We start from the raw sequence: 22128 nt of genomic DNA on the forward strand, positions 1-22128 counted from the left end.
AACGTCATGTCCCTGACTCCATTACAACGCTACGCGCGCTCATCGCCAGTGCAATCGCAACTCAACTACAGCGTTGCCCTTGCTGCTTTCAGATTAAACTTACTTTGTGACACAGTAAGACTAGGCGCAACGCGCGCCGGCGCTGCGGCGCGTTCGGCGCCGTCGGCCAGCACGAACACGCCCACCACCTCGGTCAGCGACGCCGCCTCGTCATTGAGCGAGGAGGCCGCCGCCGCAGCCTGCTCGACCAGCGCCGCGTTCTGCTGGGTCGCCTGGTCCATCTGCCCGATCGCCAGGTTCACCTGTTCGATGCCGGCCGTCTGTTCCTGGCTGGCCAGGCTGATTTCGGCCATGATGTCGGTCACCCGTTTCACGCTGGAGACGATCTCCTGCATCGTGCTGCCGGCCTGGTCCACCAGGCGCGCACCGGCGTCGACCCGCTCGACCGAATTGCCGATCAGGGTCTTGATTTCTTGCGCCGCCGCCGCCGAGCGCTGGGCCAGGTTGCGCACTTCCGACGCCACCACCGCAAAACCGCGGCCCTGCTCGCCGGCACGGGCCGCTTCCACGGCCGCGTTCAAGGCCAAAATATTGGTCTGGAAAGCAATACTGTCGATGACGCCAATGATGTCGACGATCTTTTTCGACGATTCATTGATCGACGCCATCGTATCGACCACTTGCGAGACCACCGCGCCGCCCTTGACCGCCACCTCCGAGGCCGACAGCGCCAGCACATTGGCCTGGCGCGCGTTGTCGGCATTCTGGCGCACGGTGCTGGTCAGCTCTTCCATCGAGGAGGCGGTTTCTTCCAGCGTACCGGCCTGGCTTTCGGTGCGGGCCGACAAGTCCAGGTTGCCGGCCGCAATTTCAGACGAGGCGGTCGTGATGGTGGCCGTGCCGGCCCGCACCTGGGCCACGATGGCCACCAGGCTGTCGCGCATGCCTTTCATGGCGAACAGCAAGCTGCTGTTGTCGCCGTTAACGGTGTCGATCTGGACCGCCAGGTTACCGGCGGCAATGCTGGCCACCACATTGGCCGCGTAATCGGGCTGGCCGCCGAGCTGGCGCAGCAGGCCGCGGCTGATATACCAGGCCGCCACCGACCCGACCGCCACCGCAATCGCGCACAGCACCGCCATCCACAGCAGGAAGGAACTGGCCAGGGTCGACGCGTTATCGGCCTGCACCCCGGTCATCTTCTCTTCCAGGTCGATCAGGCGGTTGATGCTGGCCAGCCAGCCTACAAAAGCCGGGGCCGCCTGCTGCGCCAGCAGGGCGTGGGCCTCGGGCAGCTTGTCGGCCAGGCGCAGCGCGATCACGTTGGCGATCAGCGGCATGGTCTTGTTTTCACTGTCCTTGATACCGGCCAGCGCGGATTTTTCCTCGGATGTGGTATCGGCGTGGCCGACCAGCGCATCGAGCGGCGCGGCCGAGCGCGCATAGTTGTCGGCCAGTTGCTTGATCAGGTCCAGATGCGGCTGGCGCCAGCGGCGTCGGCCGCCAGCACCATGTCGCGCAGCGCGATGGCGCGGTCATGCACGCTGCCACGGAAATTGATCGCGTAGCGCTGCTTGACGTTATTGACCTTGTTGATTTGATTCAGGCTCGCTTCGATGCTGCCCACGCTCGAAATCGCCATCGCCGACAGCACCACGATCAGCAAAAAAAACGCCGCCGAAGCCCACCGCCAGGCGGCGTCCGATGCTCATTCCAGAAGTATTCATGTCTCGCTCGCGAACGTTATATAAGTGCCATGTGGCACCATCAATAAACGCTAGCACGGGCGTGGGTGCGCACAGTGGCCTCCGGTCAAAACCGAGCGAATGTTCGGAGAAATCATCGTCAGGACAAGGAAAACCCCGCGAATGCGTGGTTTTCCTGTCTGAACACAAGGCCATGATTGGCGTTTCATTCATGCACGGTTGAATTGAACAATCCCGCTGCTAGCGACCGTCCCACCAGAGAGCGGGATCGACCCCTACCGGCAAGCCCTCGACCCTGTAGTTGTCGAGCCGGCCGCCCTCCATCAAACAGTAGCGGCAATGCTGGCCGTCGGTGCATTCGCGCTTGCAGAACCGTTCGAGGTCGTCGATGGCCGCGTTCAGCCGGGCGGCGTTGACCTCGTACGCCTCGGTCGGCGTTCTGGCGTCGAAGGAGAATGGCAACCATGCGTCGCTATGCGGAAATATCTCAAAATCCCTGCAATTGAAATGCACGTCGATACTGAGCAATCTGTCGTGGGTTGATAACGTCCCGTCGTCGCCGATCAATCGTGTCCGCCCGTTTATGCTGATCAGCGAGGGGAATATATCGTCCCGTAAATGCTGCTGGCGCTTGACTTCCTCGATGACCAACTGATCGAAGCGCGTCCCCGGCGTGTAGGCAATATCGACGAATTCCTCATGATGTTTGCTCCCTGGCCCGCTGGCGTGCCAGTTCAGGCACTGGATTTGCGACGGGATGAACAGTTCTCTCTCGCTCAGCAAGGCGATGCACGGATCGAGTTGACCCAGAAATTGCATGAAATCGGCCGCCTGGTCGCCGCTACGGGGGGAGTCAAACGGCACGAACTCGTACGTCCAATAGGCCATCGTATAGATTGATCTATTCATGCCTTATCGTCCAAGCAGCGTCGCCGCCGTGGTGAAGGCGGGACGAATATCGTTCGGCACCGCTTTCATCTTGTCGAGCGCTTTCTGCACGTCCGGCCGGATGACCACGTACTTGCTCATCATCTCCTTGGCGCGGGCATAATCGCCGGTCGCCTCGATCGTCAAAAACTCGCGGTTCAAGTCGATCACCGCCTGCTTGATCTTCTTGAAATCGACCGAAAACGTGCCGTCGCCGTGCGACACGAAGCCGCCTTGATCGAGCAGGTAATTGAGCTGGATCGCCATGCCGCGCGCATGCGAATCGGTCAGCCCGAAATGCAGCGTGCGAAAGGCCGACGCCAGGAAGGTGTTATACAGCTTGCGCTCGGCCAGCGCGCCCTGCCCCAGCGTGTCTTTCAGTTGGCCCTTGTCCATCATGTACGCCAGCGCCCACAGGCCGGCCATGTCGGCCTTGGCTTCCTCGATGGTCGAATAGGCGTCTTTCAGATCCTGGCGCGGGGTCGATGGCTTGCCGTCTTGCGTGGTGGCGTGCGGTCCCAGACCGTGCGTGATTTCGTGCGCCAGGATATGCGTGAAAAAGGAATCGAAATCGAGGTCCTTTTGCGCCTCCGGGCGCAGTACCAGTTTGGTAATCGGCGTCAAGGTCGACTTGAACTTCGCTTCCTGGATATTTTTCAGCATCACGCGCTTGGAACCGCGCTCACTGATGATGCGCTCGTCGTTCGGCAGGTTGTACGCGGCCGTCTGCACGCCCATATTGCCGTCGCCGGCGCCATACACCTGGTTCACCACCACCATCGGCGCCAGCGCACCGACCTTGGGATTGCGGTACTGCTTGTCGAGCGGAAGGTTGTCTTCCAGTTCCTGCATGTGCTTGCTGAAAAAATCGAGCTTGCGGGTTTCTTTCTCGTCGCGGATATTCACATACGCCTCGAATGCCGCCTTGTAGCCGAACAGTTCATCGTTATACGTTTCGTAGGGGCCGATGGTGATGTCGACCGGCGCATCGAGGTCCATCCACGCAAAGTCGGACGCCAGGTAATCGTTCGATAAAAACGCATCGGCGCGCAGGGTCAGGAATTTTTTGAGCGAGGCGTTATCGGTGGACGCCGCCGCTTCGCGCAGCAAGGTCGCCAGCTTCCCGAGCTCGGCCTTGTACTCCTCGGCATACGTCACCGTCTTGAATGTGCCCTCGGCGCCGTTGCGGATGGTGGTGAAGAACCACTGCGCCTGTTCCTTGTCTTTCGAGGCGAGCGCGTTCATCCATGCTTCGAGCGCGGCCTTGGTGGCGCCTTCGGGGTAGAAATTGGCGCCTTCCGGTTTCTTGGACGGGATGGTGATGCCGGCGTACGTGGCGGGCATGAATGAATTATTCCCGTCGAGGATGGACCAGGGGCCTTTGTTCAGCCAAAAATAGTCCAGCCGGGCCTTGCCGAGGGCGGTTTTGTCTTTTTTGAGCGCGCTCCACAGGGCTTCGTTATGCGCCCAGCGCTGGCGCAGCTGCAAGGTATCGATGATTCTGGCCGCTTCGATCAGTTTGACGATGGCGGCCTTGTCGCCTTTGGACAGGGCCGACGTATCGGCGCGCAGCTCGACCGGCGCGTAGCGCTTGGCCATCTGCTTCAGTTGCACCACATTGGCGGGTTGCTCGGCGGCGTTTGCGGCGCCAGCCAGCATCAGCAGGACGGGAAGGATAAGTTTTTTCATGGGACCTTGGAGAAGATAGGTAGCCGTCCCCACCCCGTCGTTCCCGCGCAGGCGGGAAGTCGGTTCCGGCAATGCCGGGAACGACGCGGCGTGGGCGGCAGGACGGACGCGGCAGGCATCCGACGACGAGAATGGCAAAAACAGCATCCTGATTCTATCCCGCCTGCGCCCGGCCTTCCATACTCGTTTCGACAGGACCACCATCCGGCCCTGCCAATCTGAAGGAGTAAGCAATGTATCTGATGTCGATCGGAGCCGGCGTGCTGGTAGGGATCATATACGCGTTAATCAACGTGCGTTCGCCCGCGCCGCCGGTCGTCGCACTGTTGGGGCTGCTTGGAATGCTGATCGGCGAACAGATGGTGCCCATCGCCAAGCGCGTCATCGCCGGCGAACCTTTGAGCATCGCCTGGTTCAAAACCGAATGCACCCCGAAAATCACCGGCCTCCCAGCCAAAGACAAGGATTCCGCATGAGCGCCTCCCTGATTCTCATCAACGGCCGTTTCCACACCACCGACCGCGCCAACCCGATCGCCAACGCGGTCGCCATCGCCGACGAGCGCTTCCTGGAAGTGGGCGAGCTTGAGGCCGTGATGCGCCACCGCGGCGCCACCACCGACGTCATCGACCTGGCCGGGCGCACCGTCATCCCGGGCCTGAACGACTCGCACATGCACCTGATCCGCGGAGGCCTGAACTACAACCTCGAACTGCGCTGGGAAGGCGTGCCCTCGCTGGCCGACGCCATACGCATGCTGCGCGAACAGGCCCAACGCACGCCCTCGCCGCAATGGGTGCGCGTGGTGGGCGGCTGGACCGGATTCCAGTTCGCCGAAAAGCGCATGCCGACCATCGAGGAACTCAACGCCGCTGCCCCCGACACGCCGGTCTTCGTGCTGCACCTGTACGACCGCGCCCTGCTCAACGGCGCCGCGCTGCGGGCGGTCGGCTACACCCGCGACACCCCCAACCCGCCGGGCGGCGAGATCGTGCGCGACGCCGCCGGCCACCCGACCGGCATGCTGATCGCCCGTCCCAACGCGATGATCCTGTACGCCACCCTGGCCAAGGGTCCGGCCCTGGCGCTCGAACACCAGGTCAACTCCACGCGCCAGTTCATGCGCGAACTCAATCGCCTGGGCGTGACCAGCGTGATCGACGCCGGCGGCGGCTTCCAGAACTTCCCCGACGATTACGCCATCGTCGACCAGCTCGCGCGCGACAAGCAGCTCACCGTGCGCATCGCCTACAACCTGTTCACCCAGAACAAAGGCGCCGAACTGCAGGACTTCCAGGCCTGGACCAAGATGATCAAGCCGGGTGACGGCAGCGACTACTACCGCCATAACGGCGCCGGCGAAATGCTGGTGTTCTCGGCCGCCGACTTCGAAGACTTCCTCGAACCGCGTCCCGAACTGGCCGCCGGCATGGAAGACGAACTCGAAAAGGTCGTCCGCCACCTGGTCGAGCAGCGCTGGCCGTTCCGCCTGCACGCCACCTACGACGAATCGATCTCGCGCATGCTCGACGTGTTCGAAAAGGTCAACCGCGACATTCCCTTCGACGGCCTGCGCTGGATGTTCGACCACGCCGAAACCATCACCCCGCGCAATATCGACCGCGTGCGCGCGCTCGGCGGCGGCATCGCCATCCAGCACCGCATGGCCTTCCAGGGCGAGTACTTCGTCGAGCGCTACGGCGCCGAAGCGGCCCGCCACACGCCGCCGATCGCCCGCATGCTGGAAGCCGGCGTGCCGGTTGGCGCCGGCACCGACGCCACGCGCGTGGCCAGCTACAACCCGTGGACGGCGCTCTACTGGCTGGTGTCCGGCCGCACCGTCGGCGGCTTGCGCCTGTACGGGGCCGACCAGCAGATGCCGCGCGCCACCGCGCTCGAACTGTGGACCTCGGGCAGCGCCTGGTTCTCCAGCGAGCAGCATCGAAAGGGGCGCATCAAGGCCGGCCAGCTGGCCGATCTGGCAGTGTTGTCGGGCGACTTCTTCAGCGTGGCGGAAGACGACATCAAGGCGCTCGAATCGGTGCTCACCGTCGTCGGCGGCAAGGTGGTGTACGGCGCGGGCGACTTTGCCCCATTGGCGCCGGCCCCGATTCCGGCGCTGCCCGACTGGTCGCCCGTGAACGCCTACGGCGGCCATTACCGGCCCGCAGCCAACACCCGCAGCGCGCTGCCGCACCTGTGCGCCGGATCGTGCGGCGTGCATGGCCACGCGCATGGCATCGCGCGCAAATCGACCATTCCGGTCACCAGCCACACCGGCTTCTGGGGCGCGCTTGGCTGCAGCTGCTTCGCGTTCTGACCAGCCCGATTTTTCAACCAAAGGAGTGCATTGCATGAATCCGAAACTCGACGTCCTGACCCCGCAAAACTCGCAACTGATCTTCATCGACCACCAGCCGCAGATGGCGTTCGGCGTGCAGTCGATCGACCGCCAGGTCCTCAAGAACAACACGGTGGCGCTGGCCAAGGCCGCCAAGGCCTTCAACATCCCGACCGTGATCACCACCGTCGAAACCCAGGCGTTTTCGGGCCACACCTATCCGGAACTGCTGGACGTGTTCCCGAACCAGAAAATCCTCGAGCGCAGCTCGATGAATTCGTGGGATGACCAGAAAGTGCGTTACGCACTCAAAGCCAACGGCCGTAAGAAAGTCATCGTGGCCGGCCTGTGGACGGAAGTGTGCAACAACAGCTTCGCGCTGTGCGCCATGGCCGAAGGCGATTACGAAATCTACATGGTGGCCGATGCTTCGGGCGGCACCTCGAAGGAAGCGCACGACTACGCCATGCAACGCATGATCCAGGCCGGCGTGGTGCCGGTCACCTGGCAGCAAGTCATGCTCGAATGGCAGCGCGACTGGGCGCACCGCGAAACGTATGACGCCGTCATGGCGATCGTGCGCGAACACTCGGGCGCGTACGGCATGGGCGTCGACTACGCCTACACGATGGTGCACAAGGCGGCCGAACGCACCACGGGCGAGCACGAAGTGCTGGCGCCGGTGCCGGCCAAGTAATCCAGTTTTACGACTACCCCGTCGTTCCCGCGCCAAGGCGACCCTCGGCGCGGGAATGACGGAGACTAACGACAATAAGAAAGCCATGATGTCCACCAACGAGAACCCGAAAACCCTCTCCCGCCGCGCAGCCATTACCGCTGGCGCTTCCCTGGCCGCCGCCATCCCGCTGGCCGCCATCTCCTCCGGCGCCCAGGCTGCCCCCGCCGCCTCCGCCGCCATCAAACGCAGCGCCAGCACCATCACCACCAAAGACGGCGTCGAACTCTATTACAAAGACTGGGGCACTGGCCAACCGGTGGTGTTCTGCCACGGCTGGCCCCTGAACAGCGACAGCTGGGAATCGCAGATGTTCCACCTTGCGAACAACGGTTTCCGCGTCATCGCCCACGACCGCCGTGGTCACGGCCGCTCCAGCCAGCCGTGGACCGGCAACGACATGGACCACTACGCCGACGACCTGGCCCAGGTCATCGAAGCGCTGGACCTGAAAAACGCCATCCTGATCGGTTTTTCGACCGGCGGCGGCGAAGTGGCCCGCTACGTCGGCCGCCACGGCACCAAGCGCGTCGCCAAACTCGGCCTCATCTCCGCCGTGCCGCCGCTGATGCTCAAGACCGCCGACAATCCGGGCGGCCTGCCGATCGACGTTTTCGACGGCATCCGCGCAGCCTCGGTCAAGGACCGCTCGCAGTTCTACCTCGACCTGGCCTCCGGCCCGTTCTACGGTTTCAACCGCCCCGGTGCCAAAGCCTCGCAAGGCCTGATCAACGCCTGGTGGATGCAGGGCATGATGGCCGGTCACAAGAACACCTACGACTCGATCAAGGCGTTCTCCGAAACCGACTTCCGCGCCGACCTGAAAAAGTTCGACAAGCCGACCCTGGTCATCCACGGCGCCGACGACCAGATCGTGCCGATCGACGCCGCCGGCAAGGCATCGGCCGCCATCGTCAAGCACGCCAAGCTGATTATCTACCCTGGCGCCCCGCACGGCCTGACCGACACCCATAAGGACCAGGTCAACGCCGACATTCTCGCCTTCGCCAAATCGTGACCCCCGACCAGCGCAACCGCCTGCGCAGCATCGACATGGGCTTCCTGGCGGGCTATGTGGACACCCTGGGCTTCGTCGCCCTGTTCGGATTGTTCACCGCCCATGTCACCGGTAACTTCGTGTTGATCGGGGTTGCGCTGGCCGACGCCTCCAAGGCCTCGATCCTGCTCAAGTTCCTGGCCTTTCCCGCCTTTATCGCGGGGATCGCCATGGCGCGCCTGCTGATCCTGGCCTGCGACAAGCGCCAGTGGCCGGCGTTGAAACTGGCCTTGCTGCTGCAAGTGGTCCTGCTGGCCGGCTTCATGCTGGCCGGGATGGCCGCCTCGCCCATCGGCGAGACTGCCTCCACCCTGGCCATGACGGCGGGCCTCTTGGGCACCGCCGCCATGGGCGCGCACAGCGCCAGCAGCCGCCTGCTACTGGCGCAACTGGCGCCCACGTCGATGATGACCGGGAACGTGACCCAGGTCGTCATCGACAGCATCGACGTGCTGCGCGGCGCCGGCGAAGCCGCCACCAGCGCGCGCTGCGGCAAATTCTTCTGGCCCTTGCTCGCCTTCGGCATCGGGGCCATCGCCGCCGCCTTTGCGTTCATGGCCTTCGGCTTCATCGCCCTGATCGTCCCGATCGGCATCCTGTGCGCCGAAATGGCGCTGCCCGAGCCAGGCAAGGGGGCCGCATGAACAAAGTGCGCCTGGAAGCGTTCAGCGATGGCGTCATCGCCATCATCATCACCATCATGGTGCTGGAACTGAAAACCCCGCACGGCCCGGCGCCACACGACCTGGCGCCGGTGCTGCCGGTGATGCTGCGCTACCTGCTCAGTTTTATCTATGTGGGTATCTACTGGATCAACCACCACTACCTGTTCGACAAGGTGCAGAAGGTCGACGGCGTGGCCATGTGGGCCAACCTGCACCTGCTGTTCTGGATTTCGCTGATCCCGTTCGTGACCGCGTGGGCCGGCGAGCATCCGTTCGATTCGGTTCCGGTGGCGATGTACGGCGCGGTGCTGCTGATGTGCTCCATCGGTTTCGTGGTGCTCGACGAAGTGCTGCGCAGGAGAGGCGCAATGCATGCCGGATCCACGCGCCCGAGCTGGATGGAGCGCAAGAACCTGGCGTCGATGCTGCTGTATGCGCTCGCGATCCCGCTCGCGCTGTGGTACGCGCCGGCCGGCTCCGTCGTGCACGTCGTCGTCGCCCTGCTCTGGCTGCGCCCCCGCGCGCATTCTTAGAACCATGGCGCCGGTGGTATCATCGCGCGCCATGAACAGCGACTTTGCCGGCCGCTGCCCGCCCGGCGAACAGGACCCACATCGTATGACACCGCACAGCATGTCCAGCACACCGTGGCGGCGTAAGGCCGCCCTTGTGCTGGTGCTCGCGTTCAGCGCCGTGGCGCAGGCACTGGCGCAGGTGCGCTCGTTCGAGCAGCTGGAGCACCGGCGCTGGGTCGCCGCCGACGGCGGCCCGAGCCAGGTCGGCGCCATGGCCCAGACGCGCGACGGCTACCTGTGGCTCGGCACCAATGAATCCCTGTTCCGCTTCGACGGCGTGCGTTTCGTGCGCTACGAAGCGCCCGGCCTGAACACGCTCAATATCGTCGCCTCGCTGCTGGCCGTGAACGACCAGCTGTGGGTCGGCCTGCGCTTCGGCGGCGTACGCGTGATCGGCCCGGGCGGCATGCGCGAACACCTGCCCGGTCCCAACCTGCCCGAAGGCGCCATCTACAGCCTCGCGCGCGACCGTGACAAAGCTATCTGGGTCGCCGCCGACGATGGCCTGGCGCGCTACAACGGCGCCCACTGGGAACGGATCGGCTCCGACTGGGGCTTCCCCGGCAAAAAAGCGCGCGCGGTGTTCGTCGACGGCGGCGGCACGCTGTGGGCCGCCAACGAAAACCGCCTCCTGTACCTGCCCAAGGGCGAACGCCGTTTCGTCGACAGCGGCCTGGCGGTGGACTGGGTCGGCCAGATCGCGCAGGCGCGCGACGGCGCCATCTGGCTCACGGAGCGCTACAGCGGCAAGATCCATCGGGTGCTGCTGTTCGATGGCCACCTGACGACCGGCACCCTCGCCATCGAGACACCGGCGATCGGCCTACTGTTCGACCGCAGCGGCGGCCTGTGGATCAGCACCACCGGCAACGGCGTGCAGTACGTCGACAATCCACGCAGCATTGGCGCCATCAACACGCGCACCACGTTTTCGGCGCGCGATGGCTTGAGTTCGGACTTCATCTGGAAGATGCTCGAAGATGGAGACGGCAACCTTTGGGTCGGCAGCAACGGGGGGCTGGACCGCTTTCGCCAGCGCGCGCTGACGCCCGCCGGTTTTCCGGCCGGCTCGCTCAACTTCGCCCTTGTCGCCGGCAGCGACGGCAGCCTGTGGGCCGGTCCCAGCAACCGGCCTGCGATGCGCCTGATGGATGGCGCCATGGACGTGCTGGACATGCCGGCGCCGGTGTCCTGCGCCATGCGCGATCTTGACGGCGTCATCTGGATGGGCGGCCCGTCCGGCATCTGGCGCTCGCGCGGCGCGCGCCTGGAAAAATTCGCCGACCTGCCGCCGGCCGCGCTGGCCGAATCGTCGGTGCGCGCGATGGCGCGCGACGCCGGTGGCGACCTGTGGGTCTCGTTCAACCGGCTTGGCCTGTTCCGCCTTCACGACGGCGTGTGGATCGCCACGCCGCCGCCATCGCCCTCGGCCAACCAGCGCATGCCCGTTTCCGCTTCGGCGGACGCCAGAGGGCGATTGTGGTTCGGCTACCGCGACAATCTGCTGGTCACGCGCGACGGTGGCGACGAAAAAAACGGCGGCGAAAAGCGCTGGGGCGAGGCGGACGGCATGGACATCGGCCACGTCACCACCATCACCCATCACGGCCAGCGCACCTGGGTCGGCGGCCAGCGCGGCATCGGCTACATCGACGGCCAGCGCTACCACACGCTGCGCCTGCCCGACAACGGCTTGTTCGCCAACATCTACGCCATCATCGTGGTGCCGGTCAAGGATGGCCGGGGTGACGACCTGTGGGTGCATTCGCGCTCGGGCATCTTCCAGCTGACCGCCGCCGAACTGGCGCGCGCGTATGCCGATGCGAGCTACCGCATCGGCTACCGCTCGTACGACCTGATGGGCGGGCTGGCGAACGACCCGTACCAGGTGCTGCCGCTGCCGACGGCGGTGCGCAGCCGCGACGGGCGCTTGTGGTTCTCGACCAGTAACGGCGTGGCCTGGATCGATCCGGACCGCCCCCGTCCGGAACAGGCCGGGCCGACGGTGCTGATCGAATCGGTGCAGGTGGACGGCGTGCGCGCGGCCTCCGGCGCAGCGGCCACGCTTGCTCACGGCGCGCAACGCATCGTGATCGACTACACGGCCCTGAGCCTGTCCGCGCCCGAACGCCTCAATTTCCGCTACCGGCTCGATGGCTACGACACGGGCTGGCAGGATGCGGGACGCCAGCGCCAGGCCGTCTACACGGGCCTGGGCGCCGGCAAGTACCGCTTCCGCGTGGTGGCGCACAACCAGGACGGCCTGCCCAGCACGCGCGAAGCCGTGTTCGACTTCGCCATTCCGCCGGCGCTGTACCGCCAGCCGCTGTTCCTGCTGCTGGCCGGGGCGCTCGGCTTCGGCGCCTTGTGGATGCTGTACCGGATCAATATGCGGCGCGCCGCCGAGCGCCTGCGCGAACGCATCGAGGAGCGCCACAGCGAACGCGAACGCATCGCACGCGACCTGCACGACACCTTGCTGCAGGGCGTGCATGGCTTGATCCTGCGCTTCCAGGCGATTGTCTACACCATCCCGGCCGGAAGTCCGGCGCGCCACAGCCTGGAAGATGCGCTCGACCGCGCCGACCAGGTGCTGATCGAGGGGCGCGACCGGGTGCGCGACCTGCGCATCGGCGCCATCGACCTGAGCGAACTGTACGACGCCTTGCACAAGCTGGGGGCGGAACTCGAACAAAAAGGTGGTGCGCGCTTTTCGCTGACCGTGCGCGGCACGCCGGCCCAATTGCGCCCGCTGGTGCGCGACGAGGTGTACCAGGTCGGGCACGAAGCCATCGTCAACGCCTTCCGCCACGCCCATGCGCTGCATGTGAAGGTCGATATCGACTACGGCGCGCGCCTGTTCCGGATGACGGTCGGCGACGACGGGCTGGGCATCGACGCGAGCTACAGGACGCCGCAGGGACGCCCGGACCACTGGGGCTTGCGCGGCATGCACGAGCGGGTCGCGCGCATCGGCGCGCAACTGCTCATCGACAGCGACCCGGCGCGCGGCAGCGAGATCCGGCTCGGCATCAAGGCGCAGCTGGCCTACCGGCGCCCGCAACGGCGCCTGTTCGCATGGCTGCGTACAAAAAACGATAAAAGGGGAGAACCATGAATCCTGAGACGCCACCCATCCGGGTGCTCGTATGCGACGACCATCCGATGATGCGCGAAGGGATCGCCGCCGTCATCGCCAGCCAGCCGGACATGTGCCTGGCCGGCGAAGCGGGCGACGGGCGCGAGGCGGTGGCGCAGTACCGCGCGCCGCGGCCGGATGTGGCGCTGATCGACATCCAGATGCCGGACATGAACGGGATCGAAGCGATCCAGGCGATCCGCGCAGAATTTGCGCAGGCGCGCATCGCGGTGCTGACCACCTACCGGGGCGACGCGCGCGCGTTGCAGGCCATCCGCTCGGGCGCGCAGGCTTACCTGCTCAAGAGCGCCCTGCGCAAGGAGCTGACCGAGGCGATCCGCGCGCTGGCGGCGGGCCAGCGCTATTTTCCGGCGGAGATCGCGGCCGAACTGGCCAACCACCTGGGCCAGGAACGCCTGACCCCGCGCGAGGTGCAGGTGCTGCAACTGATCGCGCGGGGCCACAGCAACAAGCAGGTGGCGGGTGAGCTGGTGCTGTCGGAAGATACCGTCAAGGGGCACCTGCGCAATATCATGGACAAGCTGGGGGCGAACAACCGCACGCACGCGGTGACGATTGCGATCGAACGGGGGTTTATCGGTTTGTAAAGCGGCTGGCGTTTCGTGCCACTGGCGCCCAAAGTCGGGTAGGATAAGCCACCTGTTGATGAAACAGACATCATTAACAAGCTGGCAAACAATCCGCGCCGACAGCGCAACTTGCTGACAAAGGGTCCCGATGAATTTCAGGCGCTTCACCAGATCGCGATGGGGTTCGGTTTTTTTGTCCATCGTCTTGTTCGCCGGCGGTTTTGTGATCGCCATGGCGCTGCTGGGCCTTGTTTCGTTCTCCTGGCCGGACTGGAATACGGTCCTGAAATCGGGATGCCTGTTTGCCGTGCTTGGCGCCTATTATGGATCGATCGCGGCGCTTGACGGCAGATCGTCCATGGCTGCCGGCGACTATCCGCTTCTTCGCACCTTGTTGTGCAGCGCATTCGCCGCTGCCGCTGGTCTTGTCGCGCAGGCGTGGCCGCCGGCCACGATCAGCCACGCGTGGCTCGCCGGCGGCGCTGCCATCGGCGGCGTGCTCGGATGGATCGGGTGGGCCTGGGCGAAATACATCAGTCTCTAGCAGAGCACCAACACTTTTGGGGGGGTGCGCACTCACCTGAGCGGCCCTGTTCGCCCAAGCCCGCTTCACGCATCATTCGTCGCTGACGCCAGATCGTCGGCCACCCTGGAGCGAAGCATGCAAGCGACCCTGATTTCCCCCCTTTCAAAGGCGCCGCCGGTGCGCCCCTGTCACCACGCGGCGGCGCTGCCAGTGCCGCTACCGGCTGCGGATGAGGGCAAAGGCGCCCTCGCCGCCTGGCAAGTGCGCCAGCTGACCGCGCATATCGACGCCAACCTGTGCGCGACCCTGCGCACCACCCATCTCGCCGCCACCGTGGGACTGAGCGTGAGCCACTTCTCGCGCGCCTTCAAGAATGCGGTCGGCGTGCCGGCCCGCGTGTACGTGCTGCGCCGGCGCGTGGCGGCCGCCTGCGAGGCCATGCTGGCCGGCGACGAGCCGCTGACGCACATCGCGCACGCGCACGGCTTTTGCGACCAGTCGCATTTTTCGCGCGCCTTCCAGATGCTGATCGGGATGGGGCCGCAGGCCTGGCGGCGCAGCCAGCGCTGAACGGTCTTAACTCGCCGGCAGCGCGCGCCGGTAAGCCGCCGGCGTGGCGCCGAACTCGCGCGCGAACAGCTTGATGAAGGCGCTCGCGCTGGCATAGCCCAGGTCCATGGCCACCGTGGTCACCGGCTTGCCGGCGGCGAGCATTTCGAGCGCCCGCATCAGGCGTGCGCGCTGGCGCCAGGCGACGAAGCCGAACCCGGTTTCGGCGCTGAAGCGGCGCGTGAGCGTACGTGTACTCATGGCCGCCGCTTCGGCCCAGCGTTCGAGGTCGCGCTGGTCGGCCGGATCGTCGATCAACGCACGCGCCACGCGCTGCAAGCGCGAGTCGCGCGGCAGCGGCAGTCCGAACGGCGCCGGCGGCGCGTGCCGGATCTCGTCGAGGATCAGCTGCGCCACGCGCTCGCGCTGCGCGTCGAGCGGATCGAGCGCCCACGTGGCGGCGCGCAGCACCGCTTCGCGCAACAGGCTTGAGGTACGCAGCGTGCAAGGGCGCTGCGGAAGGTCGGCGCATGCCGGTTCGGCCACATACACGCTCCAGCCCGAAAACGGCCCGTGCGAACGTACCGAATGAAAGTGATGCGGCGGCAGCCAGACCGCATGAATCGCCGGCACGATCCACTGGCCGTCTTCCACGCCGACCGACAACAGTCCGCGCATGGATCCCATCAGCTGGCCGCGCGCGTGCCGGTGACCGGCGGAAGTGCGCTCGCGCTCCTCGCTGCCGGCAGCGACGATCACGACGGGTCCTTCCGAGGTATTGATATGGGCGGGATCGAGGGTCAGGTCGGACATGGCGGATTCGAGCAAAATGTTGGCCGATATAGTGTACAGCGGACAGGCGGCTTTGCTTATCCTGCGTTTTTATCCTTCCGGAGACAAGCATGCGAGCACACGATATCCTTCCCGACGATACAAATGAAGCCAGCTTTGCCGGCCTGGCGATCCGCAAGGGCACGGTGGCGGCCTTTCTCGCCAATGCGCGCGCCTTTGCCGATCCGGCGCTCGCGGCCGATGCGCGGGCCGCCGTGCTGGCCGATATCGAAGCGGACCTGCCGGCGCTGCGCGCGCTCGGCCTGTTCGAGGTTCTCGAGATCAGGCACGCGCCGCTGCGCGCCCTGCTGCGCGCCCTGCTGCGCGGACAGGCAGCGGCCACGCAGCCGGACCTGGACGCGCTGTATGCGGCGCCGGCGGAGCGCATCCAGAAGGCGGTGCTCGAGCGCCTGGTGCCGATGCACGAAGACTATCTGAAAGCGGCGACCTTCTTCTCGTTTGCGAGCGGGCGCGCGCAAGGACTCGATGTGTCGCCGCGCGGCGGGCCGCCCGGATTCGTGCAGGTGCTCGATGCGCGCACGGTCGCCTTTGCCGACTGGCCGGGCAACAACCGCATCGAGTCGATGCGCAACCTGGCCGACGACGAGCGCGCCGCGATGCTGTTCCTGTTCCCGGGGCTGGAAGTATTCATGCGCATCAACGGACGCGCGCGCGTGAGCACCGATGCGGCGCTGCTGGCGCGGCTGGCCGAGGGCGGCAAGGCGCCGAAAACGGCCATCGTGCTGGCGATCGACGAGGTGCTGATGCATTGCGGTAAAGCGATCAACCGCGCGCGCCTGTGGCGGGAAGAGTCGCGCCTGGAGCACGCCGGCCTGCCGACGGTGGGCCAGATGCTGGCGTCGATGGCGATGATCGGCGAGGCCGATGTGGCCCAGGCGAATGCGCACTACGCGCATGCGGTGCGCAACGATCTGTATTAAGGGCCTGTTCCGGCCGGCCAGGCCATCTGGGATAATGTCCGCCAGCGATACATGGCGACTTTTTCGGATCTCACTGGCCGGCGGAAAAACGAATGAAACGATTGCACCTGACCGCGCCGCTGGCGTTGGCAGCATTGGCCGTGTGGCTGCTACTGACGCTGGGCGGACAGTGGCTCCAGGCGGGGAGTGGCCAGCACTCGCTGGCCGATGCGGCCGGCGGCGGCATCGGCGTGGGGTGGCTGCTGGCGGCGGGTTTTGCCGCCATCGTCGCCCTGGCTTCGCGCGACCGCCGCGCCGCAGGCCTGTTTGCGCCTGCGCCAATGAGATCGGCCCGGCTGGTGTGGTTGCCTTTGCTGTATGCGCTCCTGATGCTGCTGGTGGCCTGGGCCGACGGCTGGCCGGCGCGCGGCGTGCTGCTGCTGGTCGCCTGCAATACGGCGCTGGTGGCGCTGTCGGAGGAACTGATGTTCCGCGCCGTCTTGTTGCAGGGCTTCCTGGACCGCTTCGCGATCTGGCCGGCCGTGTTCCTGTCTTCCGTCGTGTTCGGCGCGGTGCATGCGGCCAACGGCTTCGCCAGCGGCGACGCCGGCGCCGCGCTGGTGCAGTCGGTGTCCGCCTTCTTGCAGGGCCTGGCCTACAGCGCCATCCGCCTGCGCACGCGCTCGATCTGGCCGATGGTATTGGTGCATGGGCTGTGGGACTTCTCGCTGATGTCGTCGATGCTGTCGGCCAGCTCGGGCGGCGACGACTCGGTGCTGCCGTATGCCGCGCTGTTCGCCGTGTTGCCCATGTGCCTGTATGGCTTGTATCTGATGCGCGCCGTGCGTGGTCATGCCATGCCGGGGATGGCGGCGCCGGCGACGTAACGGTCATCTCCTGCTCGTCAGCCTCGCGCTTGCTGTGGCGTGCGATTTGGGTGTGGGCCGCCGCCCGAGACGGCGAAACCTTGGCGTAAATACGACAGAACCGCTCCGAAAGTGACATTAGCTTCGTGCAGGTTTTGACAATATCTCAAATGTGCAAGATACTCAGTTCGGATGGAAGCGTTTCCATCAAGGTCGTCATTGCCGGTAGCATCGGCTAGAAGTGCTTGCAGCCCGCACGTAAACCAACTATCAATTCGGAGACTTTCAACATGAAAACAAAGACGATTAACGTCTTGCTGGCATCAGCATTGAGCGCCGGCGCCATCGCCGGTTGTGGCGATAACGCGGCGCGCGAGCGGGTCGACGGCGGGCAAGCCCCCGTTGCCCCGGTGCAGACAGCGACGCAAGCCGGTTCCAGCGCCAACATCGCCGCCATCTGCATACTCCAGGCTGAAAATTATTCCGACGCGTTCGACACCACGGCTGGCAACACAGGTAACCAATACCGCGCCGACAACGTCGATATTGAAGCCACTAGCGACGCCGGCGGAGGTTATGACGTTGGCTGGACTGCCAATGGCGAATGGCTGGCGCACAACAACATCACCTTCCCCACCAGCGGCGCCTATACCTTTGCGTACCGTGTCGCCGCCCCTTCGGCTGGCGGCGTGATTTCCACCGACCTCAACGGAGGCACGATCCCGCTGGGCAGCACCTCGGTTCCCGCAACGGGCGGCTGGCAGAACTGGACCACCGTGCAGCGCACCATCAACATCAATGCCGGCACGTACAACCTCGGCACCTTCATCAGCAGCGCCGGCTTTAACCTTAACTGGATCAGCATCGCCGGCGCGAGCTGCGGCACCGCGCCACTACCTGACGGCTGGACGCTGGCCTGGGCGGACGAGTTCAACGGCACCTCACTCGACACATCAAAGTGGAACATCGAGGTCAACGGGGATGGTGGCGGCAACAACGAGTTGCAGTACTACACCGCGCGTTCGGAGAACATCCGTGTCACCGGCGGCGAACTGGTGATCCAGGCGCGCAAGGAAGCCTACATGGGCAAGCAGTACACCTCGGGCCGCATTACCACCCAGAACAAGGCCAGCTGGCAGTATGGCCGGATAGAAGCGCGCATGAAAATCCCGACCGGCAAGGGTACCTGGCCGGCTTTCTGGATGCTGGGTAACTCCATCAACAGTGCGCGCTGGCCGGCCAGTGGTGAAATCGACATCATGGAGCACATCAACTCCGAAGCGGTCACCCACGGCACCATCCACTGGTCGGATCAGAACAACGCGTATGCCAATTACGGCGGCCCATCGGGCAACCTGGACTTCTCGCAGTACCACGTGTATGCCGTGGAGTGGGATGCCTCGATGATCCGCTGGTATGTGGACGGAAACAAGTTCCACGAAGTCAATATCGCCGGCGGCATCAACGGCACGTCGGAGTTCCATGCGCCGTTCTTCCTCCTGTTTAACCTGGCGGTCGGCGGCAACTGGCCCGGCAGCCCGGATGGATCGACCGCCTTCCCGAACCAGATGCAGGTTGACTACGTTCGCGTTTATCGCAGGTAATACTGAGCTGGAGAGAAAGCATTTTCTCTCCAGCTGTTTACCCTTCGGCGGGTCCGCACGCGTGGCGGCGCAGGCGGCGGCAATCAACCCGCCACCGTCATATCGACCCTGCAAGAAACTCCCTTGCAAGCACTGGCAAAAGGACGTTTGAAAGAGGTTCTCGTTGCCGCCTCAACATTTGCGGTGTGCTGATGATGGGGACAATCCCACTGCAGCGCCCCTCTCTGCAATTCGAAGGCCCCGATTTACGCCTGCCGGATCTGACCGGATCATCGCTCGCCGCGCTTTCCGCCTGGCTTCAGCATTACCTTGGAATGCCACATGAAACACCGTTTGCCATGGATGCTCGCGGCATTGACCGCCAGTTGTACTTTTCCCCTTGCCGCCAACGCGAAGCTCGACGACCCGGTTTTCCCCGAGCGCGGCGTACCGAAGTGCGAGCGCAATGTTGACGGTTTCGTCGGCGACAAGGGAGAACGCTTTTCCGCCACCGAGTATCAACATGGGTCGTACCTGGACGTCGATACAGTTCTCCGCTTCTATACGGAACGCTTCGGGCGCGCGCCCACGCAAGACAAGGGCGATCCATTTTCCTGGGCATTCAGGGAGAACGGTGCGGAAATGAGCTATCTGGTGCGTCCGATGGAAGCGGGAGGTCTTTGGTACCACTGCAATAGCATCCCATCGGACGTTCGGACGGTCGTGTTCGTCTCGACGGTGTACTCGTCAGACATCCGCGCGACGCCCCGCAAGCGGGCCAGGCAGGTCAAATAGAACGCATCCGCGCCTGACGATCCAAGTACCCGCCCATAAATAAGTGTGATTTTTTCCTTCCATAGCCGGCGCGCTGCGGCGTTGCCCTCCGCTCGCAGTGCTCGCACTGCGTCGCGTCGGGCGCCTTGCATCGCATCCAGCTATGTTCGGCAAAAACTCACATTTATTTCTGCGCGGGTACTTAGTCGTCAGCGACAGGGAGCCGATACTGCAGCGCTTCTACAGTCCACATGCGCTGTTCGCGCTTGTTCCAGGTAAGCAGGCCAATCAAGTCACCTTCGGCGTCATATACACGCAGATTGGCCGGGCTGCGTTCTCCGGGACCAGGTCCGCAATACGCTCCCACAAAACAGGACTTCGGTTCGACCACGCCAAAATCGCACTGCGCATGTTTGAGGAGAGGCTGCGCGACATTCATCAACTGATATCGCGACCCTCCACAACAAAGCGCCCGGGGCGCTTGGCACCGTCCCATGCGCCAGCGCAGTTGGTCTTCGATTTCCTTGAGCGCGCCTGCCGCATCCATGTATTCGGTATCGCCCGGATAATCCACTTTCCGGCCACCCCGCGCGGCGCCGTAGGCGTCTTCAAAAACCCGCACAGAAGCAATATCCTCCACCAAGCAAAGGCAATCGCAATCCTTGCACCACGCCGGGCGTATATTGACCGACAACAGATCGTCATAGGCCACTTGATTTCCCACCGGTTCCATCCCCACGTAATACCACGCCTCGCGAAATGCAAACTCAAATTTTTCGTGGCAGCTGCTGCACGCATAATAACTGGGGAACATCGAGGTCTCGGGCGGATGGCGGAATGGCTCATTATCCGCCGGGTCCTCACGACCAACAAGCATGCCGGCCTACCACACCCGGTACACCTGCCCCGTCTGCGCACCTTCCACGCTGCGGCTGTACGCCAACGCCACGCGGCTGGCCGGCGTCGCCTCGAATCCATAAAAATACGGCCCATACGCATCGAGCGATTCTTCCAGCACCGTCGGGCTGATGGCGTTGATGCGCATTCCGCGCGGCAGTTCGATCGCCGCGCCGCGCACAAACCCTTCCACCGCGCTGTTGACCATGCTGGCCGACGCGCCAAAGCGGATCGGCTGCTCGCCCACGATGCCGCTGATCAGGGTGATCGATCCGCCGTCGTTCAAGTACTCGGCCGCCACCTGCGCCACATTCACCTGCCCCATCAACTTGCTGGCGATACCGACCTGGAACTGCTCCGGCCCCAGTTCGGCCAGCGGCCCGAAATGCACCGCGCCCGCCGCCACCACTACGGCATCGACCTTGCCGACTTGCCCGAACAGGGCGCGCACCTGGGCGATGTCACGGATATCGGCGCGCACGTCGCCGCTGTTGGCGCCGACGCTCACGATCTCGTGGCGCACGGCCAGATGGGAAGAAACCGCCTTGCCGATGGTGCCGCTGGCACCGATAACGATGATTTTCATAGTGACTCCAGAAAGAAGAATGCGGAGTAACAGTATCTCGCCGTTAGCAATGAAGATAAATGGGCTACCATGACGGATATTACATACTAAAAATTCGGAATCGATGGACAAGCTGCGCAGCATGGAGATTTTCACGGCGGTGGTCGACGAGGGCAGCTTCACGGCGGCCGCCACGCGGTTCGACATGTCGGCGGTAATGGTCGGCAAGCACGTGCGCTTTCTGGAAGAGCTCCTGGGCGCGCGCCTGCTGGCGCGCACCACGCGGCGCCAAAGCCTGACCGAAATCGGCGAACAGTTCGTGGAGCAGTGCCGCAGCATCCTGGAACAGGTACGGGCCGCCGAATCGGGCGCGGAAGCGATGCGCCTGGCGCCGCGCGGACGGTTGCGCATCAGCGCCCCGGTGACGTTCGGCAGCGAGTCGCTCTCGCCGCTGCTGCCCGCCTACCTCGCCCGCTATCCCGAAGTGAGCCTCGACCTGGAACTGAACGACCGCCTGGTCGACGTCGTCGACGATGGCTACGACGCGGCCATCCGCATCAGTGAACTCGACGACTCGGGCATGATCGCGCGCCGGCTGCGTCCCTACCGCATGCTGATCTGCGCTTCGCCGGAGTACCTTGCGCGGCACGGCACGCCGCGCGTGCCGGCCGACCTGGCGCGGCACGAATGCCTGGACTTCATGCATTGGAAAAAACTGGTGCGCTGGCGCCTGGGCGACGACGACGGCAGCGTGCCGGCGCGGGTCAGCCGCTTCCGCTCGAACAATGGCCAGGCGCTGAAACAGGCGGCGCTGGCCGGCTTCGGCATCGTGATGCAGGCGCAGGTCATGCTGGCCGACGAAGTGGCGGCGGGGCGGCTGGTGTCGCTGATGGAAGCACACATTCCGCCGCCGCGCACCATGCACGTGCTGTATCCGCGCGACCGCCAGGCCACGCCGAAACTGACAACGTTTATCGATTTTCTGCTGGAGCACTTCGGCCCGCTGTAGTACGCATTGCGCACGACAGCGGGAAGCGCTTAGAGCTTGTCTCGGTAGGCCGGGGGAAGCGGAGGGCGACATGCGCGTAGGCGATGCATGGCGGGCGCGGGCAAGGCGTGAGGAGGCCGCATGGCTAGCCATGCAACGACGAACAACGCTGCCCCCGCCCGCCAGGCGCGCCAGCTGCGACTG

General features: G+C 64.6%; 22 protein-coding genes. 15 read left to right on the plus strand and 7 right to left on the minus strand.

Annotation, left to right across the window (positions count from 1 at the left end):
* Nucleotides 1-65 precede the first annotated feature (65 nt).
* The 4 genes from F2P46_RS38650 to F2P46_RS32065 form a co-directional block, all read right to left on the minus strand.
* Complete coding sequence (locus F2P46_RS38650; RefSeq protein WP_166898079.1) at nt 66-1340, minus strand: methyl-accepting chemotaxis protein; 1275 nt, start codon at nt 1338-1340, stop codon at nt 66-68.
* A 125-nt stretch (nt 1341-1465) separates the two neighbouring features.
* The gene (locus F2P46_RS32055) at nt 1466-1666 is read right to left on the minus strand and encodes a hypothetical protein (RefSeq protein ID WP_166898081.1); all 201 of its coding nucleotides are present in this window, start codon (nt 1664-1666) and stop codon (nt 1466-1468) included.
* Nucleotides 1667-1946: 280 nt separating this feature from the next.
* Nucleotides 1947-2615, minus strand: a complete 669-nt coding sequence (locus F2P46_RS32060) for a hypothetical protein (RefSeq protein WP_166898083.1) — start codon at nt 2613-2615, stop codon at nt 1947-1949.
* Nucleotides 2616-2618: 3 nt separating this feature from the next.
* Nucleotides 2619-4322, minus strand: coding sequence for a hypothetical protein (locus tag F2P46_RS32065; RefSeq protein WP_166898084.1), 1704 nt, complete (start codon nt 4320-4322; stop codon nt 2619-2621).
* A gap of 233 nt (nt 4323-4555) precedes the next feature.
* On the opposite strand from F2P46_RS32065, the gene F2P46_RS32070 reads away from it, so the two are divergent.
* The 10 genes from F2P46_RS32070 to F2P46_RS32115 all read left to right on the plus strand — a co-directional run bounded on the left by F2P46_RS32070 (nt 4556) and on the right by F2P46_RS32115 (nt 14521).
* Nucleotides 4556-4798: a XapX domain-containing protein gene (locus F2P46_RS32070; protein ID WP_166898086.1), complete on the plus strand. Its 243-nt coding sequence runs from the start codon at nt 4556-4558 to the stop codon at nt 4796-4798.
* Nucleotides 4795-6642 (plus strand): amidohydrolase, encoded by a 1848-nt coding sequence (locus tag F2P46_RS32075; protein ID WP_166898088.1) that lies wholly within the window; start codon nt 4795-4797, stop codon nt 6640-6642. The genes F2P46_RS32070 and F2P46_RS32075 overlap by 4 nt, the downstream gene beginning before the upstream one ends.
* A gap of 34 nt (nt 6643-6676) precedes the next feature.
* A complete protein-coding gene (locus F2P46_RS32080; protein ID WP_166898090.1) occupies nt 6677-7360 on the plus strand; it encodes a hydrolase in 684 nt (227 codons plus the stop codon).
* An 88-nt stretch (nt 7361-7448) separates the two neighbouring features.
* Nucleotides 7449-8417 carry an alpha/beta fold hydrolase gene (locus tag F2P46_RS32085; protein WP_166898140.1) on the plus strand — a complete coding sequence of 323 codons (969 nt, stop codon included), beginning with the start codon at nt 7449-7451 and terminating at the stop codon, nt 8415-8417.
* Nucleotides 8414-9100, plus strand: a complete 687-nt coding sequence (locus F2P46_RS32090) for a YoaK family protein (protein ID WP_166898091.1) — start codon at nt 8414-8416, stop codon at nt 9098-9100. The genes F2P46_RS32085 and F2P46_RS32090 overlap by 4 nt, the downstream gene beginning before the upstream one ends.
* Nucleotides 9097-9654 (plus strand): TMEM175 family protein, encoded by a 558-nt coding sequence (locus F2P46_RS32095; RefSeq protein ID WP_166898093.1) that lies wholly within the window; start codon nt 9097-9099, stop codon nt 9652-9654. The genes F2P46_RS32090 and F2P46_RS32095 overlap by 4 nt, the downstream gene beginning before the upstream one ends.
* Nucleotides 9655-9739: 85 nt before the next feature.
* Entirely contained in the window at nt 9740-12814 is a 3075-nt protein-coding gene (locus F2P46_RS32100; RefSeq protein WP_166898094.1) for a sensor histidine kinase, read from the plus strand.
* Nucleotides 12811-13443 (plus strand): response regulator transcription factor, encoded by a 633-nt coding sequence (locus tag F2P46_RS32105; RefSeq protein ID WP_166898096.1) that lies wholly within the window; start codon nt 12811-12813, stop codon nt 13441-13443. The genes F2P46_RS32100 and F2P46_RS32105 overlap by 4 nt, the downstream gene beginning before the upstream one ends.
* Nucleotides 13444-13573: 130 nt before the next feature.
* Nucleotides 13574-13969 (plus strand): hypothetical protein, encoded by a 396-nt coding sequence (locus F2P46_RS32110; RefSeq protein ID WP_166898098.1) that lies wholly within the window; start codon nt 13574-13576, stop codon nt 13967-13969.
* A 117-nt stretch (nt 13970-14086) separates the two neighbouring features.
* Nucleotides 14087-14521 carry an AraC family transcriptional regulator gene (locus tag F2P46_RS32115; RefSeq protein WP_166898099.1) on the plus strand — a complete coding sequence of 145 codons (435 nt, stop codon included), beginning with the start codon at nt 14087-14089 and terminating at the stop codon, nt 14519-14521.
* A gap of 6 nt (nt 14522-14527) precedes the next feature.
* Here the strand turns inward: F2P46_RS32115 and F2P46_RS32120 are convergent, their stop codons facing one another.
* On the minus strand, nt 14528-15313 hold the full coding sequence (locus F2P46_RS32120; RefSeq protein ID WP_166898101.1) for a helix-turn-helix domain-containing protein: 786 nt from the start codon (nt 15311-15313) through the stop codon (nt 14528-14530).
* Between the two features lie 326 nt (nt 15314-15639).
* Between F2P46_RS32120 and F2P46_RS32125 the strand changes: the two genes are divergently transcribed.
* From F2P46_RS32125 to F2P46_RS32140, 4 genes are all read left to right on the plus strand, one after another.
* On the plus strand, nt 15640-16272 hold the full coding sequence (locus F2P46_RS32125; RefSeq protein ID WP_229509546.1) for an MSMEG_1061 family FMN-dependent PPOX-type flavoprotein: 633 nt from the start codon (nt 15640-15642) through the stop codon (nt 16270-16272).
* Nucleotides 16273-16364: 92 nt separating this feature from the next.
* Entirely contained in the window at nt 16365-17138 is a 774-nt protein-coding gene (locus tag F2P46_RS32130) for a CPBP family intramembrane glutamic endopeptidase (protein ID WP_166898103.1), read from the plus strand.
* A 269-nt stretch (nt 17139-17407) separates the two neighbouring features.
* A complete protein-coding gene (locus tag F2P46_RS32135) occupies nt 17408-18721 on the plus strand; it encodes a family 16 glycosylhydrolase (protein ID WP_166898105.1) in 1314 nt (437 codons plus the stop codon).
* Nucleotides 18722-19042: 321 nt separating this feature from the next.
* Entirely contained in the window at nt 19043-19495 is a 453-nt protein-coding gene (locus F2P46_RS32140; RefSeq protein ID WP_166898107.1) for a hypothetical protein, read from the plus strand.
* A gap of 181 nt (nt 19496-19676) precedes the next feature.
* Here F2P46_RS32140 and F2P46_RS32145 read toward each other — a convergent pair whose 3' ends face one another.
* Complete coding sequence (locus F2P46_RS32145; RefSeq protein WP_166898108.1) at nt 19677-20351, minus strand: hypothetical protein; 675 nt, start codon at nt 20349-20351, stop codon at nt 19677-19679.
* Nucleotides 20352-20357: 6 nt separating this feature from the next.
* Nucleotides 20358-20957, minus strand: coding sequence for a short chain dehydrogenase (locus F2P46_RS32150; protein ID WP_166898110.1), 600 nt, complete (start codon nt 20955-20957; stop codon nt 20358-20360).
* Between the two features lie 103 nt (nt 20958-21060).
* Between F2P46_RS32150 and F2P46_RS32155 the strand changes: the two genes are divergently transcribed.
* Nucleotides 21061-21945, plus strand: a complete 885-nt coding sequence (locus F2P46_RS32155) for a LysR family transcriptional regulator (RefSeq protein WP_166898112.1) — start codon at nt 21061-21063, stop codon at nt 21943-21945.
* Nucleotides 21946-22128: the final 183 nt, after the last annotated feature.

Source organism: Massilia sp. CCM 8734 (genome assembly GCF_011682155.1).
GTDB lineage: Bacteria > Pseudomonadota > Gammaproteobacteria > Burkholderiales > Burkholderiaceae_D > Telluria_A > Telluria_A rubra.